A 16,998-nucleotide genomic window follows, 5' to 3' on the forward strand; every position below is an offset into this window, starting at 1 on the left:
GTCGTTCCGGTAGCGGAAGTCGTCAAGACTTTCGGTCGATCACGTTGGGGGCCGAAACTCTTGACGAGTTCCGCTACGTTGTTTGGGGGGGCACGACCGAATCAGGGAACAATTGATTCGTATCGCGACTGGGTTTGCGGATCTAGGTTTGGCATGGTCAATCTGATGTAGTCGGCCCGCCGTTTGGCTTCGTCGATCTGTTTCAAATTTACCAGAGTCGCGATGGCGGCAATCTTGGCTTGATGCCACCTGTCGGTTCCGCGACCTACTCGACCCGCGATCTGATCATAGTAGACCACCGCAGCTTGTTTGGCCTGGTCCTGTTTTCCCGCGGCCAACAGATCCGCAGCGGTCACGATTCGCTGGATCGATTTGGGATCGGACGCAATGTATCGTTCCAGGATCGCAATCGCTTTGTCGGTTTGATCCGTCCAGATCATCCGTTCGGCTTGGTCCGTCAGGGGCTCGGACGAGTCTGTCCATCGCCCGATCCACTCGGTGATCGCGCGACGCATCTCGGGTGACTGACGACCATCCGCCATCAACCGATGTCGCAGACAGGCAATCGTTTGCGGGGATGTTTTGCTGGTGTCGATCGTATCCGGCCCGGTCTGCGATGACGGTACGACGCCGGTGCGTCGCAGATTGAACGCTGCGGACAAGAACGGGCCCGATCCATCGGGCAGCGTGAACTGGGCCAATCGGTTCCGGTCGGCCATGGTGACGATGGCGGAAGCGTAGATGTGGACCGCAGCGCCGGATGTCCGCAACGGATCCAGTGCGTTGATCAGCCGCGTTTGGAAGGATGCTTCGTCATCCCGGGGGCAATTCAAGTACGCGGATTCCCACGCGGCGATCCCGGTGGCCAGCTGTTCCGCGGAAAGTTGGTCCGATGGCATGACAGCGGCTTCGGCGGCACCGATCAGGTTTCCATTTGCGGTGCGAATCTTGATCAGCCAATCTCGTACGGGCGTGGAAGTCGCGTCGTCCGGCCAATGGCGAAGGTGGTCTGATAACTGTGTGGTCAAAACATTCGTTGTGGCCTGCTGATCGCCCGTCGCCGGCAACTTGGCAATCAAGAGACAAGACTGCAGATGAATCTGGGCGGCATTGGCGCCGCCGGGATGATCATTGGCCGTACGCGACATGATCTGTGCGGCGCGGGCCGGCTGTCCGGTCGAATTCCAGGCCGCCGCGGCTTCGATCGCATACGTGAGCGCCCGGTCGGCATCTCGCTCCGACGTCGATGCGGCCGTCAGCAGTTCAGCGGCTCGGGTGGCGTCGCCACGGCGTAGCCAATCACGGCCTTGGGCGGCGATCAACGCCGCGTCCATCGCGCGAGTGCTAGGGTCGGATCGCATCCGGTCCAGGGCGATCGCCTCGGCGCGGCGAGTGGCGTAGTTACCGTTGCGATCACCAATCGCTTCGATCCAATCGGTCACCGCCGCCATCGCCGAATCACCGGATTCCGACAGCAGGAATTCTAGGCGTGCTAGATCCATCTCGACGGATATCGGGGCCGCACTGGGGTCGCTGCCATAGAACTTTTTCAGCGTTTCGTGGGCCTGTTCACGATCGTCAGTGGCGATGTGAATGCGGACCGACAATGCCAGGACAACCGGATCCACCGGGGCAGGCAACGAACGAACCAGGGATTGATACTGTTGCCATGCACGTTCGGGTTGGCCCGCACGCAGGATCGATTCGATGCTTAGCCGTTGAATCTCTCGCCGGGCTTGGCAGTTCGGGGGCAGCTTGGTCAGAGCCAGATCGGCGACCTGCAGAGCCTTGGCGGCTGCCGCGATGACTTCGGGGTTCGGCGACCCGGTCGTGCCCCGATCAAAGCACTCGGTTTGCAACAGCGACAGCGAAACCGTTTCGACGATGGTTTGTTGTTCTAGACGGGTCAGGTCTGCGATCATCGCTTCTTGGGCGATTCCACGTTCGGACTGAAGCAGAGTTCGCTGTTCGACAATCTGGCTGGTCAGTTCCAACGTTGCCTCGGTTGCCCGCAGGACGATGGCGGTTAGATCCGTGGCGGACGTGCTGATCGGGGTGGCGTCGGTTTCGCTCGGGCTGGCTGTTTCAGGACTCGATCCCGGTGCGGTACTGGTGTTTGCACCGGAGGGTGCGACGGCGAAACGCAGGACAGCATGTCGGGCCGCCGATTGGCGGACAGCGATCATCTGTGCCTTCAAAAATAGCCGCCGGGGATGGTCCGGGTAGGACTGCAATAGGTCGCTGACCGGAGCCGCCACTTGGGCTTGATCGCTGGCATCAAAGCTGCGTTGGGTCATCTGTTTGGCGGTCAAAATTCGCGACAACCAGATGGCTGACTTGGCCGCCTGATCGCTTCGTGAATCTTGGTTGGACGCGTCCAACGTTTCCGCTAGCGACTGGGCATCGTCGAATCGTCCTCGCCGAATCAGGACGTCCACAAGGTCTTCCGTCGCATCGTCGGTAACTCGCCCGACGGGGGTTGAGCCGCCGTCGGCCGCCCAAAGATCGGTTGCCGGTTGCATCCCGATGATGCTTAGCGCAGCGATCACCAAGGTCAGCCGCCATGTGCTAACGACCGTTCGTGACCCATGGCATAACACGGCAAGACCGGACGCTACCACGTGACGGCTGATGAAACCAAATGTTTGCACTGCCGAGTCGATGGCACCGGGGATGAACGCCCGGATGACGAACCGCGTGGATCGATGGTGGCGGTGATCTCGACTTGGGATCATGATTCGGGATCCGCCGCAAACAAGACTCGGTCGGCGCCCGCATCCCGTGCGGCGTCGTACACGCGAACAGCGTCGTTCATGGTAACGTCATCGTCTGGATCGATGATGATCGGTGGTTGGACTCCGATCGAAATGATTTTCGTCAGCTGCGCCCCAAGGTCGGCAACCGTGTCGATGGATGCTTCGTTGAAACGGATCAACAGCTGGCCCTCCCGCGTCGAAAGTCGGACGATCAGTTCGTCGAAGGCTTCGGCCGGGGCCGCTTGGGATTGGACGCTGGTGCCACCGGAGGGTGTTTCGGCGATCGCGCTGGGCAAATCAAACTCTGGCAACTCGAAACTGCTGGTCCAGACAAAGAAAACCAATAGCAGAAAGACGACGTCAATCATCGGCGTCATCTTCAGCTCCATCGTCTCGCGATTACCGGTTTGAGGGACTTTCACGGGTTCACGCCCTCGCGTACCGCGATCGCGGCATCGGTCACGCCGGCAAGGGCCGCTTCCCGCAGCAATGGTTCAACGTACTGATATTGGACGCGGCCTTCGCAGCGGATCCGGATCGCCGCGTCGCTGCCGGTGCGTTGGACCAGATCTGCAAAGATCGGTTTCAGTCCGGAAACGGGGATGACATTCCCGCCGACCAGAATCCTGGCGCTCGAATCGACACTGATCGTCAGTGGCATTTTCTCGGGATCCATCGGATCAAAGCTGGATGCGACTGGCAATTCCAGCGGCAAGTGATTCTCCTGCCGCGCAAGGTGGCTGGAGACAAGAAAGAAGATGATCAGCAGAAAGACGACATCGATCATCGGCGTCATATTGGCGCCGACCGGTGTACGACGACTGGTGCCGTGGGATTGGGGAACTCGCATCGCTTCATTTTACCTCAGGTGGCGCCATGGTAGCTTATGCAACAGGGTTTATCCGATTCCCCTGGCGATTCCGCTTTGCTTTCTGCGGCGGTCTCTGCTGAACTGAACCAACGCTCGCGAAATTGATCATGGCTGATAGCGTCACGTTTTTGAAAAACTTCTTGCGACACCCGACACAGGTTGGCGCGATCGCCCCCAGCAGTGCTGGTTTGGTCGAAGCGATGGTCCAGTGGTTTGACTGGGATACCGCTCGCAGCATCGTCGAATTTGGGCCCGGTACCGGTGTGTTCACCGAAGCGATCTTGGAACGGAAGCATGCCGATGCGAAATTTTTCGCCATTGAACGGTCACCCGAACTGGCCAATCGAACTCGCAGTCGCTGCCCGGATGCCGTGGTCTACGAGGACAGCGTGACCAATGTGGTCGATCTTTGCCGGCAGGAATCGATCGGGAAAGTGGACGCGATCATCTGTGGATTGCCTTGGGCATCGTTTTCCGATTCGCTGCAAACGGAGATCTTCGATGCGATGTTGGACGTGCTAGCGCCCGGGGGGCAGTTCGCCACGTTCGCCTATTGGCAGGGAGTCGTGCTGCCAGCCGGAATGCGTTTTTCCCGGCGGCTAAAAAACACCTTTCCGCAGGTCCAGCGAAGTCACACGGTGTGGAAAAACCTGCCGCCGGCGTTCGTGTACCGATGTGTCCGATAGCGATTCGTGGACCAGTGGCTCACGCCACCGGCAACGATCTGTCGCCCTCTCTAGGCTAAGGACTGCCCAACTTTTTGATCGCTCGTTGCTAACTCAATCAACCACCGGTGATCTGCCTGTAGCTCCACATGCAGATGGCCGCGGCGCCGGCGATCAACAGGAACGTATAGATCGTGATCACGATCGACCAGGATATGCGTTCGGTCGAACTGAAATTCTTGTTCATCCACAGCAGCGGGATGCCCAGAAATCCGGTGACGGCGAACAGGACCGCAATCACCGCCCACTTGTTGTCCAAAAACTTGGCTGGTTCTTCGACTAGTCTGGCTTCGATCGGTTCTTCCGTATCGTGTTGCATCACTCGGTTCCCGAAGGGTTGGCATTGCCTGACAATCGTGACTGCGCCTTTTCGACCAGCGGCGCGACATTGTCGTTGTTGTCATAGAGTTCGACGATGCTGTACCAGATTTTGCGAGCGGCCACGACCTTGCCGCTGGCGAACAGTTCGTCGGCTTCGGACAGTTTGCTATCGATCATTCGCGACGCTTCATCAGCATTGACGCCTTCGATTTCGATGCGTGCGATGCGTCGCCGGGCCAGATTGACGAACGGTCGATATTGGGGATCATCGCCCAGCAGCGTCTGCATCGATCGATATTGGTCCAATGCGGTCGCCGCGTCACCGAATCGTTCGTATTGGCTGGCTTCGGCGTACAGCCGTTCGCCTTCGTTTTGCAGGGGCAGGTTGCGTTTCAGTTTGACTTCCAAGGCATGTTCCGCCTGGTACATGTCGACGCGGTCAATCTGTTCTTTGGCCCAATTAGCGTGCACACCCTCGGGATACTTTTCCAGCATCGGTACCAGGTAGGCCTGTTTGGCTTGGTTCATCGCGCTGCGAGATTGCTGGGTCAGCAGGTCGTCCGCCTTCTGTCGCATCTGGTCTTCGTTCAGGGGCCACAGCAGATAGGCGAACAGTCCCGCGACGATGAACAGCCCGGCGATCAAAACCAGCGGCCGGTCATGCCAGGGCGTCCCGTCGGGAACCTTGTCATCATCCAAGTCGATCGCTTCACGGCCTAGCAGTTCGCGGGCCACGTCGCGGTCACGTTGGTCGGTGACCGCCAATGGACTGAATCCCGACGATGCATGTTCCGCGACCCCGGACCGGGACATCGACCGCCGTCGGACTTCACCGAGCGCTAAAATCACGGCGCCGGCATTGGGGGGGCGTGATCCGGGTTGCTTCTGCAGCAATTGCATCACCAACTTGTCTAGCCAGACCGGGCATTCCATCACGAGCGACGCGGGCGACGGCGGCATCTGGTCGATGACCGACTGGGTCACCGTTTCGATCGTGTCGCCGGCGGCTGGCGGACGGCCGGTCAGGGCCAGGTACAAGGTCGCACCAAGGGCATACAGGTCGGTCGCAGGGGAAACCGCATTTGGGTCGGTGGCTAGTTCGGGAGCCCGCAGCGCAAGCTCAGCGGCTTTCGGTGGTCGATTGGTGCGGAAGGGCGACGAATTTCGTTCGATCCGGATGTCGATCAACACGGGGCTGAGACCGGCGAACATGATTTTGTCCGGTTCTAGCCGACCATAGACGATGTCTTTGGTGTGCAAGTATTCGAGCGCCGATGCCAGCGGTTCGGCCATGTCCAGCACGGATTCCCACGACAAACGGCCGCGGCGTTCCAGCTGCGCCGCAAGCGTCTCGCCCTCGAGCAGTTCGTAGGCGAGATAGGCGTCGGTTTCCTCGAATCCGCCGCCAAAACACTTGGCAAGCGCGGGGTGCTGTAGCTTTTTCAGCCGTTGCCATTCGGATGCAAAGATGGCCCTCGCTTCGGGGGTGCCGCCGAACGGCGCCGAAAAGACTTTGACCGCGACCGCCTTTTTCAATTGCACGTGGACGGCCCGCCACACACAGCTTTGCGACGGGTGATCGCCGAGCTTCGATTCGATCGCCAGTGGTCCGAGTCGGCTGCGGGGCATAAATGAAGTCAGATTCGATCAAGAGGAAAACGGAGAGGCCGAGTATATCTCAGAGGCGTATTTCCTTCATGTCGACCGCCAAATTTCGTTGCGCCGATGGGGCCACTGTGCGGTCAGTCACCCCCTTCGGCGGCATCCAGTTGGTCCGACAAATGTGCCAGAAAGATCGCTTTGTCCGATTCGTAGCGGTGCAGGTCGCCCTCGCAGTCCCGCCAACTGGCGACCTTGGTTTCTTCCCATCGAATGGCGGTTTCGGGGTGGCTGCGGAAAAAATCACGCAGCCGGATGGCACGACGAAGCAGTTCCGACCCTTCCTGAACCAACATCACACGATGGGTCGGGTCGGGTTGCCCCGCCGGGGGGCTGCGAGGTTTGCACAGAGTGATCGCTTCGGCTGCCCAATTTGCTGAATCTTCGCATCGAAAGTTCAAACCTTCGATCAGCATCCTGGCCGGGGCCAACCCGTCCCGGTCGCGGACCGTGGCGATCACGTCGATCGTCGGACGTGCGATCAAACCCGAGATCGCGGTGCTGCCGACGTGCTGGACACCGGTGACCCAACCTTCGCAGCTGAACAGGATACTGCTGCGAGTTTGTTCGAACTCTTGTTTCCAACGAGGGTCATAGTGCATCAGCCGGACAGTTTCGTCATGCATGGCGGCCACACAGAAAGTTGAAATGAATGATGGATCGGCGACGATCGGGACGCTGGTTGTAGCCGGTGACCGGTTTCGATGGTCCACAAAAAAACCGAGTCCCACCTGACAAGGCCGGACTCGGTTCATTGTTTCGCAATCGTCAAGCGAGATCTAGTTGCTGACATTCAGCATGGCGATCGGCCAAACGCTGGTCTACTTGCTGCTGGTCAGCATGGCGATCCGCGAGGCGCTGATCTTGGCCTGCAGAGCCGAAACATAGGCGGCATCGGCATCACACAAACGGCTGTGTGGCACGGTGCAGGTGCGACCGTTGGACTTCAACAAACGAATGTTGTCGTCGTTGATCTCGATCAGCTTTCCGTCCACATGGAAACTGCCGGTGTTGTCGATCCAGGTGCGGACACGAGTGTCTGTCAAAGGATCGATCGAACGGTCGATCGCCGATACGACTTGGGTCGCTGACTCGGCAGGAACCGGTAGCTCTTGGACCGAGTTCGTGTTCACCGAACCGTTGGCACCGAACAGGTCCTCGATGGACATCTCAGGAGCCGCTTCGGTGGAGCTTGAATTTTCCGATTCGCCGAATAGGTCGTCCAGCATGCTGTCGCTGGATTCTTGGGCGGGAGCCGCTTGGCTGCTGCCGAAGATATCGTCGACGTTGGTTTCCTTGGCTGGTGCATCACCGGCCGGTTGGTCGCCAAACAGATCGTCGATGGTGGGAGCTTCCGCAGGAGCCGCGTCGCTGCCCGATGGGTCGCCGAACAGGTCATCCATCGGTGCATCGGCAGGAGCCGCATCGCCGGCTGGGTCGCCAAACAAGTCATCGACGGGTGCTTCGGCCGGAGCTTCGGTGGCTGGCGATCCAAACAGATCGTCCATGGGCGCTTCGGCAGGAGCTTCCGATGATGGGTCGCCGAACAAGTCGTCCATCGGTGCATCGGCAGGGGCCGCATCGCCGGCTGGGTCACCAAACAGGTCGTCAGCGGCAGGTGCTTCGGCAGGCTGATCCAAGGGGGCGCCGAATGGGTCCGCAGCTGGCTGGTCGGCCGGAGCCGCGTCGGTGGCTGGGGCGCCAAACAGATCGTCGGCGGCGGGTGCTTCGGTAGGTTGATCCAAGGGGGCGCCGAACGGATCCGCAGCAGGCTGGTCAGCCGGAGCCGGGTCGGTTTCGGGGGCGCCAAACAGATCGTCAGCTGGCATCGCAGCATCTTCGGCCGGCATCGGAGGTGCCTGCTCGGCAGGAGCTGGTTCCGTAACGGCTGGCTCGGCAGGCATCGGTTCGGTCACGGCAGGTGCCGGTTCCGCTGTTTCCGGTTCCGCTGCGGCCGGTTCGGCGACTGCTGGTTCCGATGCGACCGGGTCTGGGGTCGGAGCCGGTTCGCGATCGGCGCTGGGGGCAGCGTCCGAAGGCGAATCGATCGGTGCCGATTCATGCGAAGTCGAATCGCCAGCGTCGTGCGTGTGCTCGCTTGGCATCGCGTCGATGATCACGCCTTCGTGATACACATCACCATGGATCATCGGTGATTCGATGATCGATCCGTCGATGATGACTTCGCCCATGGGGATGCCCATGTCGATTGACGAGGTTGCACCGCCACAGCACGAATCCGATTGCATCCCAGTCGCTTGGACGGGTGCTTCACAGCAGGCGGTCGGCGGTGGGCAACACGGAACCACCACAGGCGGGCACGCAGGAACAGTCGGGCAGGCTGGTTGGCAAGGCTTGGCCGCATGCTTGCACTTCAAGTGGCTTCGCAACCAACCGGCCGAAACAGGGCTGGCGCCGAGCATGACGGTCAGAACGCCGACGAGAGACCATTGAAAGGTTTGTCGAATCGTACGATTCATAGCTAATTTTTGGCTCCTCTGCAGTCTTGCTGCAGATTACTGGTCGGCGCTTCGAGGGATCGGCTCGAAGCACCCTGATCGAGTAGGGGAATTTCCGTGGGTTTGGTGCTTTACGCAGCCCTCATGCTAGTTGCACGAAAATCGGGCGGCAAGAAGCGAGGGCTGGCTAATATACGATGGTTGGGTTGTTGGGTTTCGATTTTGCCGATCGTAGCGACCGAATTCGGGTGCCGCCCAAGCGAGGAATCCGTCAAACTCGCCGTTTCGAGCCCGAACCAGACGGACTCGATTGTGATCAATGACCTGGACACCTTCACCACCGCGGCGGGGGGGTGGATAGGTTCTCCAACGGACCAATGCTGATGATTCGCCTGATCCAAGGCCTGTTTTCGTCGATGAGCTTAGAACGGAAGTGCCTTCTGTTCTTCGGTTCAGCGCTGATGGTTTTGATGTTTGGGGCGTTCTTGGTCGTAGAGATGTTGGGCCAGAAATTGGTCAAGAACACCACCCGAACGCGCGCGCGAGATTTTTACGCCAACGAGGTCCTGCGGCTTCACAACGACGCGATCTGGTCGGCCGACCTGGCCAGCGATCTGGTCCGTTCCAAACGAGAAGTGCTGACGGGACTGCGCGGGATCCTGTTCGACGAAGAGTACGAGAAGCTGGAATCGAACATCGATTTCGAAATCATGGCGCTCAAGGACCCGGTCCAGTACGTGAATCTACCGGCGATCGCCTTGCCGCACAGCGAAGAAGAAATTGCACGCTTGGATGATCTGGAAGCCAAATTTCGCAACCGGCTGGCCCAGCGCATCGCCGTCGATCGACCCGATGTGTCGACGCCTTTGGATCTTGCCGAAGACAAGCCGATGAACCAAATCGGGTCCAGCCTGATCTCGATGACCGAGCCGGTCTTTGACGAAGTCGGTCCGGTCGACGGTCGGTTCGTCTACTACACACCGATCTTCTTCACGCATGATTGCATGTCGTGCCATTCGTTGCCGGGAACGTTTTCGTTGGACAACGACGAAGATCCGGTCAAATTGGCCCAACAGTATCCGTTCCGCGTGATGAAGGTCACGATGCCTTATGAACTGACAAACCAGTTGACGACGATGATCCGCGCGATCGTCGTTTCATTGTGCATGTTGATCATCGCCGTGACTTTATTTGTGTTGCACGCGATCGTACGTCACTTGGTGCTGTACCCGATGTATCACCTTCGCGACGTCAGTGATGCGATTACCCACGGGGATACCAACCAGCGTGCGGTGATCGAAACCGAAGACGAATTCCGCGAACTGGCAGACGCGTTCAACCGGATGCTTCGTCACTTGACCGAGACTCAAGATCAAATCCAAGAGGTCAACAAAGAACTGGATGCTCGAGTCGATCAGTTGGCTCAGTTGAACCTGCAGCTGTACGAGGCCAACCGCTTGAAGAGCGACTTCTTGGCCAACATGAGTCATGAACTTCGCACGCCACTGAACAGCATCATTGGGTTTTCCGAAGTGCTGCAGGGCATCGATTCGTTGAACGACAAACAGCGACGGTATGCGTCGAATATCCAAAAGAGCGGTCGACTGCTGTTGGAAATGATCAACGACATCCTGGACCTGGCCAAGGTCGAGGCAGGCAAGATGGAAGTCAAACGCAGCGACTTCGATCTGGCCCGCTTGGTGTCGGCCCAATGCGACATGATCCATTCGCTAAGCGAAGACAAAAACATATCGCTGTCGGTGCAGGTGCCCGGGGGATTGCCGCAGGCACACCAAGATCCCAACAAATTGGGGCAGATCATCAACAACCTGTTGTCCAACGCGATCAAGTTCACGCCCGAAGGCGGCATGATCACGGTGTCGGTCACCAACCTGGATCGCGGCCGATTCCGTTTGGAAGTCACGGACACCGGCGTGGGCATCGCCGAAGAAGACCAGCCGATCATCTTCGAAAAGTTCCGCCAGAGCCGAAAGGTGCTCGACGGCGAAGGGCTCACACGCGAGTATTCCGGCACCGGCTTGGGGCTTTCGATCGTCAAAGAACTTGCCAAACTGCTTGGCGGCGAAGTCGACTTTCAAAGCGAACTTGGCCGCGGCAGTTCGTTCTGGGTCACGTTGCCATGGCAACTAAGTGACCTGCGAACGATCGAGATTTCGACGCCAGCGGAAACCGTATCGGCTTGACGTCTCGTCACTCGTCCGCTGTCGTTTAGCCGCGTGCCCAGCGGGCCGCGCGTTTGTTCGGATGCTCGCGCGGGGCGATGCCCACGCGGCTAAACGATCGGTCCGCAGATGCGGCTGGAACACAACGCATGGTAGATCGTCCGCTGTCGGCTAGACGTTCTTCCAGAGGCCTTCTTTGGCACTCGATAGCACTGCATCGCAGACCTGTTGAGTCTCCAACGCGTCGCGGAAGTTTGGATGCGCCGTTTCGCCCTTGTCCAACGCAGCGATGAAATCGGCGACTTGGTGCACGAAGGTGTGCTCGTATCCGATTTGCAAACCGGGGACCCACCATTTGTCCATGTAGGGTTGATCGCCCGAGTGGTCCGAAACATGGACCGAACGCCAACCACGAAGCCTGCCTTCGTCGTTGTTGTCGAAGATTTCCAAACGGTGTAGGTCGTGCAGGTCCCAACGCAGCGAAGCGTCGTGCCCATTGATTTCCAACGTGAAGAGCGCTTTGTGGCCACGGGCATAACGCGTCGATTCGAACAGTCCCAGCGAACCGTTTTGGAAGTGACACATGAACGAACAGGCATCGTCAATGCTGACGGGTTCAACCTTGCCGGTTTCGCTGTGCATCCGTTCTTTGACGAACGTTTCGGTCATGGCGGTCACGTCTTTGATCGACCCGTTCAACCACAGAGCTGCATCGATACAGTGGGCCAGCAAATCGCCCGTGACTCCGGATCCGGCCGCCGCAGCATCCAGACGCCATAGCGCCGCGCCACCCTGAGGCAGGTCTTCGCTGATCGTCCAGTCTTGCAAGAAATTGGATCGGTAGTGGTAGATCTTGCCCAGCCGTCCTTCGTCGATCAATTGCTTCGCCATCGTGATGGCGGGTACGCGGCGATAGTTGTACCAGACCATGTTGGGAACGCCGGCCTTCTCGACCGCCTCGCACATCCGCTCGCCCTGTTCAGGGTTCAGCGCCAGCGGCTTTTCGCACAGGATCATCTTGCCCGCTTCGGCTGCCGCGATCGCGATCTCGGCGTGCGAATTGTTGGGCGTGCAGATGTCGATCACGTCGATGTCTTTGCGTGCGATCAACGCCTTCCAGTCGGTTTCGATCGACTCGTACTGCCATTGGTCGGCAAAGGCTTGGACCTTTTCGGCGTTGCGTCCGCAGACGGCTTTCAGCACCGGGCGTTGCTGAAGTTCAGGGAAAAAGTCGTTGGCGCGTTTGTAGCCGTTGCTGTGCGTACGGCCCATGAAGCCGTAGCCAATCAATCCGATATTCAGAGGTTTCATAGTGTCTTGCAGAAATCAAATGGAAGTAGACGAGAGGCATCGCGAACCGAATCGATCGCGATGCACGAAAATGGGATAGGTCGTTGAAATCGAGAGCTTCCTACTCGTTCCAGCCGTGGGCGTCCTGGACCGACAACATGGCTGCCAGGATGCTGTTCCATGTGTCGGGTTTCGTCATCACTTCGTTGGGGAACATGCAGCCGTCCCAACAAATGTGACGACAGGTCTTCAACACATCGCCATGTTCGTCACGCAGCCAATGACCGGCATCGGTAGCGATGTCCAGCTTGCCGTTGGGATCGTTGGGCAAACAGTGTCGTCCGGTCTTGTCGTGCGACCCGGTACCGTGAACGGTTGCGTCGTTTTGGGCGACGTGGAAATCGATCGTCCAAGGACGCAGCGCGTGGGTCAGTTCCTTCAGCGCGGCGGCTTTCTTTTCCTTGTCGTTCCAATCGAAGTCCTGTGGCAGGATGGCGTCTTCGGGAGCGTTGTAGCCAAGCAGGTACAACAACGTGTGCGCCATGTCGGCCTGGAACCCGAATCGTTCCGGATGACCGACTCGTTCCAACAGGTCGACCATCTTGCGCCAACTTTGCATCCCGCCCCAGCAGATTTCGCCTTCGGCGGCCAAGCGTTCGTCGTACTCTTCGGCGATGTCGCAGGCGGCCTTCAACGTGTCGGCAATCTTGGATTGATTGGCATCGGGATCTTTGACCCATTCTTCGACCGAAGTGGCCGTGTCCAGCCGCACCACGCCGTAGGGGCGGACGCCCAGTTCACGCAGTTTTTTGGCGATCGTGCAGCCCTTACGCACCTGTGTCAGGAACGCTTCGACCTGATCGGAATCGCCTGCCGCTGGTCCGCCGCCGGTTGGTTCCCAAACCGGGGCCACCACGCTGCCGATGACCAGTCCGCGACTGCGAACCCGGTCGGCCAATGATTCCAGTTCTTTGTCGGTCGCGTCGATCGACACGTGCGGATCGAACAGGAAGATGTCGACGCCATCGAACTTGCGTCCATCGACTTCTGCAGCCGCCGTCATATCCAGCATGTCGTCCAACGGGATGCAGGGATCGTCGCCCTCGCCGCCTTTACCGACGACGCCTGGCCAAGCCGCGTTGTGAAGTTTCGGGAATTGGTTGGGATGGTTGGTCATAGGAATCATGTTGGGTTTCGAGGACGTTCGCCGCCGAAAAACACAAGGCTTTTCGGCGGCGCTGGGCTGCTGGGTAACAACGAGGGTGAAGCAGCACTCGGAGGGCTGCGAATCCTTCGACGACGAGGATCAGTTTCCTGCTTTGGGAAGTTTGGCGTGTGAATCGGGGCCAAAGTAACGCAATCCGACCAGTGGCTCTGAACCCAAGTTTTCAATCTCGACGCCCGCGGTAGCCGCGGTGTGCGAGATGAATACTTCGTCGGTCGTGTTTTCGCCAAAGTGAATCATCGCGGGCGTTTGAAGATCCAGTTTGCCGATCCGGCCGCGACCCTGGACGGTGATCCAACTGCTGGCTCCGCCATCCTTCAAGGTGCACTTTGCCCCGGGCTGGATGGTCAGTTCTTTGGCGCTAAACAGTTGGCGTCCTTCGACCGTGCCGTACACGATCCAAAGATCCTCGTACCCGTCGCCACTGCGTTCTTCATCACGCACCGGTTCGAGGTAGTTGCTGTTTTTGAAGTGCGTGTCGACGTTCTTGTCCCAGTCCAATTGCCCAACGATAAAGTCCAGGTCTTGGTGCTTGTCCTCGGGCATATCCTTGACCAATAGCGACCAAGGCACGTAGCGACCTTCGACGATCGATTGATACATACCGAACACGTCGCTGCCCCATTGGGGTTCATACGTGCACAGCGATCCGGGGGCGTGCAGAACGCCGGGTGGGATCAACCATCCGGTGCCCCGTTTCAGTCGGTAGGCGCGGCTGAGGTCCAGGATGCCGTTGTCGCCTGCGTTCCAGTTTTCTAGGCAACGGCGTACGTCTTCCGGTTGGGTGCCGGGTTCCAAGCCCATGAACGTGTAGGCAAAGTTATTGTCGACGTTGTTCAGTTGTGGTGGGAAGTAATAACTTTCCGGCTTGCCCTCTTGGCCAACCAAAGCGGCGTCTTCGAAACTTTGGTGCATGTGGTGGGGAATCGGGCCCATGTTGTCGAAGAACTTCGAATACACCGGCCAACGTTCGTATTTGTCGTAGATGCTTTTGCCAACCAGGTCGGCACCACGTTCGGCCACGGCATCACGCAGCAAGAATTTCTTTCCGTCGTGCAAACAGAAACTCAGCCCTTCGTGCCAAACACGGCCTTCGTTGGCCGCTTCGGTCGTGCTGCCGAACCAGCGTTCGTCGATCCCGCCCCGGTCGGCGCCAAATCGGTAATAGTCACCAGGGTGCAACTTGATTCGTCGGCCGGGGTGCAGGAACGACCGGGGCACCCAAGTGGGGGTCAGCCGCAGCAGACCGTCACCATCATTCATGGCTGCGTCCAAGAGGGCGGAAACGCTATCGCCCTGGATCAGGCCTTCATCAAGTTTGACGTTGCTCATTGCTGGATTGACTTTATTGAAAGGTTTGACTGAAGATGAAAGTTGTTTTCTTTGCCGTTCGGTAGCGTCAGGCGGTGGCAAATGTTTTATTACCTGTCCCTGGCTGGGGCAAGAATGCTCGATTGTCGCAGCGAGTCTGATCTAGATGTCCGTCGATTTCCAACTTGGTTGACCTGATTTATGCCCACGCAAACCGTTTCAGCCCGCAGCCACCGCGATCCCGCCCAATCGATTCATTGGTTTCCCGATTCGCCGCTATCGATGAAAATCGAAACTCGGTTGGGAAATATCGAAACCCGCTACGGGCGATTCGTAGGCGGGCCGGCGGATCAGGTCGAAGTCATCGAAATCGACACCGGCAAGGTCCGTGCCATGATTCTACCGACTCGGGGCATGTCCATTTGGCGTCTAAACGCCGGGGACGTCGCGTTCGGATGGAATTCGCCCGTCGCTGGGCCTGTGCACCCCGACCAGGTGCCGATCTTTGACCCCAGCGGCATCGGGTGGCTGGAGGGATTTGACGAATTGGTCGTTCGCTGTGGCCTGGAAAGCAATGGGGCCCCCCAACACGATGCACAGGGGACTTTGGTGTACCCGCTGCACGGCCGGATCGCCAATTTGCCCGCCACATCCTTGTCGATCGAATTCGACGAGGCATCCGGGCGGATCGAAGTGATTGGCGAAATGTTGGAATCGCGTTTGTTCATCAAGCGGCTGCGGCTGCGAAGTCGGATTCGGTTTCATGCCGGCAGTGCGGATATCGAACTGCTCGACGACGTGACAAACGACCTGTCGACGCCGACCAAGATGCAGTTGCTGTACCACATCAACGTCGGTTCGCCGGTCCTTGGTGACGGAGCCACACTGGAGGCCCCGATCGAAACGCTTGCACCAAAGGACTCTCTATCGGCAAGCGAAATGGATCAGTGGAATCAATTTGGCCCACCTCAGCAGGGTTACAGCGAAAGAGTGTATTTTGCCAAGCTGCGCAGCAATGAAAGCCGCATGACCTCGGCAATGCTCCGTGCCGCGGACGGGGAATCCGGACTGGGCGTGACCTTCAACACCAAAGGGTTGTCGCGATTCATCTTGTGGAAAAATACCGCTGCCCAAAGCGATGGGTACGTCACCGGGATGGAACCGGCCACCAACTTTCCCAACACACGCGAGTTCGAAGAATCGCATGGTCGCGTCGTTGAAATCGCCGGCGGTGAAACCGAATCGTTCCGCGTCACGCTGCACCCGTTGGTCGATGCGGAATCGGTCCGCGAGATGTCTGCCAAAATCGACACGCTACGCGGGCACGATCCACCCGAAATCAACGACATGCCAAAACCAGGTTGGTCGCCGGGCGCGTGATACCGACCGTAGTGGTTGACCCGAATAGCGGGGGATTTTCATCCGCTTGGTCGCGGCCGGACGCTTGAATCGGGCTGGCGGTTCACATCCAAAATCTTGGCGGCTTCGGCGCCGGCCAGGCTCTGGTTTTCATGCCTGCAAAAGCACTCGCCGTTATTTGACCGACATGCCGTCGATCTGGAAAATCGCCAAGTGGGTTGCCCCTTTGGGACCCACACCGGTCGGGTACTTGTAGGTTTCCGTGTCGATCTTGAACTTGCCTTCGACGGTGACCGGGCGGGTGACGAAGTCCGTGGTCCGGCCCGGCATCATCTGAACCATCACGCAGTCGAACAGGGCCGCACCCGGGCCAAAACAACATTCTTGGTTGTCTCGCACCAGCACAAATTGGTTGATGCCTTTTTCTTTGAACAGCGTCGCGGGCAAGATGTAGCCACGCAGCTTCACTTTCTTGCCGTCCAGGCTCTTCACGTCCGGGCTAAGCATCCGGGGGGCAAAGGCCGCGTCCTTTTCGATGTCGAACTTCAAATCATCAAAATTGATCTCGCCCTTGGCCTTCGACGCGGCACTGCTGGACTGATCGATGACTTTGACGCCGTTCCCGCCGCCGGTTTCGTCCTGCTGAGCCACGGCTAGCGACGAACATCCCAGCACGGCGATCGCGACTATCGCGACGCGGGGGACTTCGAAACAGCGGACCGCTAGACGGCCAATCGTTGGCAGGCAGATCACAGGCATGGTGGGCTCTCCGAAGAAAGATAGGGCAGGGCGTTCGTCTCGATTATACCCAGGCCCAGCCGACAGCCGACACATCAATT

The 16,998-nt window shown here is 58.6% G+C and carries 14 protein-coding genes; 3 read left to right on the forward strand and 11 right to left on the reverse strand.

The features are described 5' to 3' along the window. Positions 1-101: 101 nt before the first annotated feature. Genes K227x_RS00780 through K227x_RS00790 form a run of 3 tightly spaced genes read right to left on the reverse strand, consistent with a single transcriptional unit; the run spans position 102 to position 3,606 of the window. On the reverse strand, positions 102-2,735 hold the full coding sequence (locus K227x_RS00780; RefSeq protein WP_145167596.1) for a tetratricopeptide repeat protein: 2,634 nt from the start codon (positions 2,733-2,735) through the stop codon (positions 102-104). Beyond that, positions 2,732-3,178 carry a biopolymer transporter ExbD gene (locus tag K227x_RS00785; protein ID WP_145167598.1) on the reverse strand — a complete coding sequence of 149 codons (447 nt, stop codon included), beginning with the start codon at positions 3,176-3,178 and terminating at the stop codon, positions 2,732-2,734. Before K227x_RS00785 ends, K227x_RS00780 begins: the two co-directional genes overlap by 4 nt. Next, on the reverse strand, positions 3,175-3,606 hold the full coding sequence (locus K227x_RS00790; RefSeq protein WP_145167600.1) for an ExbD/TolR family protein: 432 nt from the start codon (positions 3,604-3,606) through the stop codon (positions 3,175-3,177). The genes K227x_RS00785 and K227x_RS00790 overlap by 4 nt, the downstream gene beginning before the upstream one ends. A 128-nt stretch (positions 3,607-3,734) precedes the next feature. On the opposite strand from K227x_RS00790, the gene K227x_RS00795 reads away from it, so the two are divergent. Next, positions 3,735-4,313, forward strand: coding sequence for a class I SAM-dependent methyltransferase (locus K227x_RS00795; RefSeq protein WP_145167602.1), 579 nt, complete (start codon positions 3,735-3,737; stop codon positions 4,311-4,313). Positions 4,314-4,410: 97 nt separating this feature from the next. Here K227x_RS00795 and K227x_RS00800 read toward each other — a convergent pair whose 3' ends face one another. From K227x_RS00800 to K227x_RS00815, 4 genes are all read right to left on the reverse strand, one after another. Further along, on the reverse strand, positions 4,411-4,671 hold the full coding sequence (locus tag K227x_RS00800; protein ID WP_145167604.1) for a hypothetical protein: 261 nt from the start codon (positions 4,669-4,671) through the stop codon (positions 4,411-4,413). Further along, positions 4,671-6,302: a serine/threonine-protein kinase gene (locus K227x_RS00805; protein WP_145167606.1), complete on the reverse strand. Its 1,632-nt coding sequence runs from the start codon at positions 6,300-6,302 to the stop codon at positions 4,671-4,673. The genes K227x_RS00800 and K227x_RS00805 overlap by 1 nt, the downstream gene beginning before the upstream one ends. 113 nt (positions 6,303-6,415) lie before the next feature. Next, positions 6,416-6,958: a GrpB family protein gene (locus tag K227x_RS00810; protein ID WP_145167608.1), complete on the reverse strand. Its 543-nt coding sequence runs from the start codon at positions 6,956-6,958 to the stop codon at positions 6,416-6,418. Positions 6,959-7,153: 195 nt separating this feature from the next. Next, positions 7,154-8,812 (reverse strand): SHD1 domain-containing protein, encoded by a 1,659-nt coding sequence (locus K227x_RS00815; protein ID WP_145167610.1) that lies wholly within the window; start codon positions 8,810-8,812, stop codon positions 7,154-7,156. A gap of 362 nt (positions 8,813-9,174) precedes the next feature. Between K227x_RS00815 and K227x_RS00820 the strand changes: the two genes are divergently transcribed. Further along, positions 9,175-10,995, forward strand: coding sequence for a sensor histidine kinase (locus tag K227x_RS00820; protein ID WP_145167612.1), 1,821 nt, complete (start codon positions 9,175-9,177; stop codon positions 10,993-10,995). 150 nt (positions 10,996-11,145) lie between these two features. On the opposite strand, the gene K227x_RS00825 is transcribed toward K227x_RS00820, so the two are convergent. The 3 genes from K227x_RS00825 to K227x_RS00835 all read right to left on the reverse strand — a co-directional run bounded on the left by K227x_RS00825 (position 11,146) and on the right by K227x_RS00835 (position 14,821). Next, positions 11,146-12,285, reverse strand: coding sequence for a Gfo/Idh/MocA family protein (locus K227x_RS00825; RefSeq protein WP_145167614.1), 1,140 nt, complete (start codon positions 12,283-12,285; stop codon positions 11,146-11,148). A 100-nt stretch (positions 12,286-12,385) separates the two neighbouring features. Beyond that, positions 12,386-13,441: a sugar phosphate isomerase/epimerase family protein gene (locus K227x_RS00830; protein ID WP_145177013.1), complete on the reverse strand. Its 1,056-nt coding sequence runs from the start codon at positions 13,439-13,441 to the stop codon at positions 12,386-12,388. Positions 13,442-13,570: 129 nt separating this feature from the next. Continuing rightward, complete coding sequence (locus K227x_RS00835) at positions 13,571-14,821, reverse strand: cupin domain-containing protein (RefSeq protein ID WP_145167616.1); 1,251 nt, start codon at positions 14,819-14,821, stop codon at positions 13,571-13,573. A gap of 180 nt (positions 14,822-15,001) precedes the next feature. Between K227x_RS00835 and K227x_RS00840 the strand changes: the two genes are divergently transcribed. After that, complete coding sequence (locus K227x_RS00840) at positions 15,002-16,180, forward strand: aldose 1-epimerase family protein (protein ID WP_145167618.1); 1,179 nt, start codon at positions 15,002-15,004, stop codon at positions 16,178-16,180. A gap of 153 nt (positions 16,181-16,333) precedes the next feature. Here K227x_RS00840 and K227x_RS00845 read toward each other — a convergent pair whose 3' ends face one another. Then, positions 16,334-16,918 (reverse strand): DUF3299 domain-containing protein, encoded by a 585-nt coding sequence (locus K227x_RS00845; RefSeq protein ID WP_145167620.1) that lies wholly within the window; start codon positions 16,916-16,918, stop codon positions 16,334-16,336. Between the last annotated feature and the right edge of the window lie 80 nt (positions 16,919-16,998).

Origin of the sequence: Rubripirellula lacrimiformis (assembly GCF_007741535.1) — a bacterium.
In the GTDB taxonomy this organism is placed as follows: domain Bacteria; phylum Planctomycetota; class Planctomycetia; order Pirellulales; family Pirellulaceae; genus Rubripirellula; species Rubripirellula lacrimiformis.

What these genes read in the sequence shown, in the direction of transcription:
- K227x_RS00780 (WP_145167596.1), bottom strand. Translation starts at nt 2,735, where the DNA reads ATGATCCCAAGTCGAGATCACCGCCACCATCGATCCACGCGGTTCGTC.
- K227x_RS00790 (WP_145167600.1), bottom strand. Translation starts at nt 3,606, where the DNA reads ATGCGAGTTCCCCAATCCCACGGCACCAGTCGTCGTACACCGGTCGGC.
- K227x_RS00795 (WP_145167602.1), top strand. Translation starts at nt 3,735, where the DNA reads ATGGCTGATAGCGTCACGTTTTTGAAAAACTTCTTGCGACACCCGACA.
- K227x_RS00800 (WP_145167604.1), bottom strand. Translation starts at nt 4,671, where the DNA reads ATGCAACACGATACGGAAGAACCGATCGAAGCCAGACTAGTCGAAGAA.
- K227x_RS00805 (WP_145167606.1), bottom strand. Translation starts at nt 6,302, where the DNA reads ATGCCCCGCAGCCGACTCGGACCACTGGCGATCGAATCGAAGCTCGGC.
- K227x_RS00810 (WP_145167608.1), bottom strand. Translation starts at nt 6,958, where the DNA reads ATGCATGACGAAACTGTCCGGCTGATGCACTATGACCCTCGTTGGAAA.
- K227x_RS00815 (WP_145167610.1), bottom strand. Translation starts at nt 8,812, where the DNA reads ATGAATCGTACGATTCGACAAACCTTTCAATGGTCTCTCGTCGGCGTT.
- K227x_RS00820 (WP_145167612.1), top strand. Translation starts at nt 9,175, where the DNA reads ATGATTCGCCTGATCCAAGGCCTGTTTTCGTCGATGAGCTTAGAACGG.
- K227x_RS00825 (WP_145167614.1), bottom strand. Translation starts at nt 12,285, where the DNA reads ATGAAACCTCTGAATATCGGATTGATTGGCTACGGCTTCATGGGCCGT.
- K227x_RS00830 (WP_145177013.1), bottom strand. Translation starts at nt 13,441, where the DNA reads ATGACCAACCATCCCAACCAATTCCCGAAACTTCACAACGCGGCTTGG.
- K227x_RS00835 (WP_145167616.1), bottom strand. Translation starts at nt 14,821, where the DNA reads ATGAGCAACGTCAAACTTGATGAAGGCCTGATCCAGGGCGATAGCGTT.
- K227x_RS00840 (WP_145167618.1), top strand. Translation starts at nt 15,002, where the DNA reads ATGCCCACGCAAACCGTTTCAGCCCGCAGCCACCGCGATCCCGCCCAA.
- K227x_RS00845 (WP_145167620.1), bottom strand. Translation starts at nt 16,918, where the DNA reads ATGCCTGTGATCTGCCTGCCAACGATTGGCCGTCTAGCGGTCCGCTGT.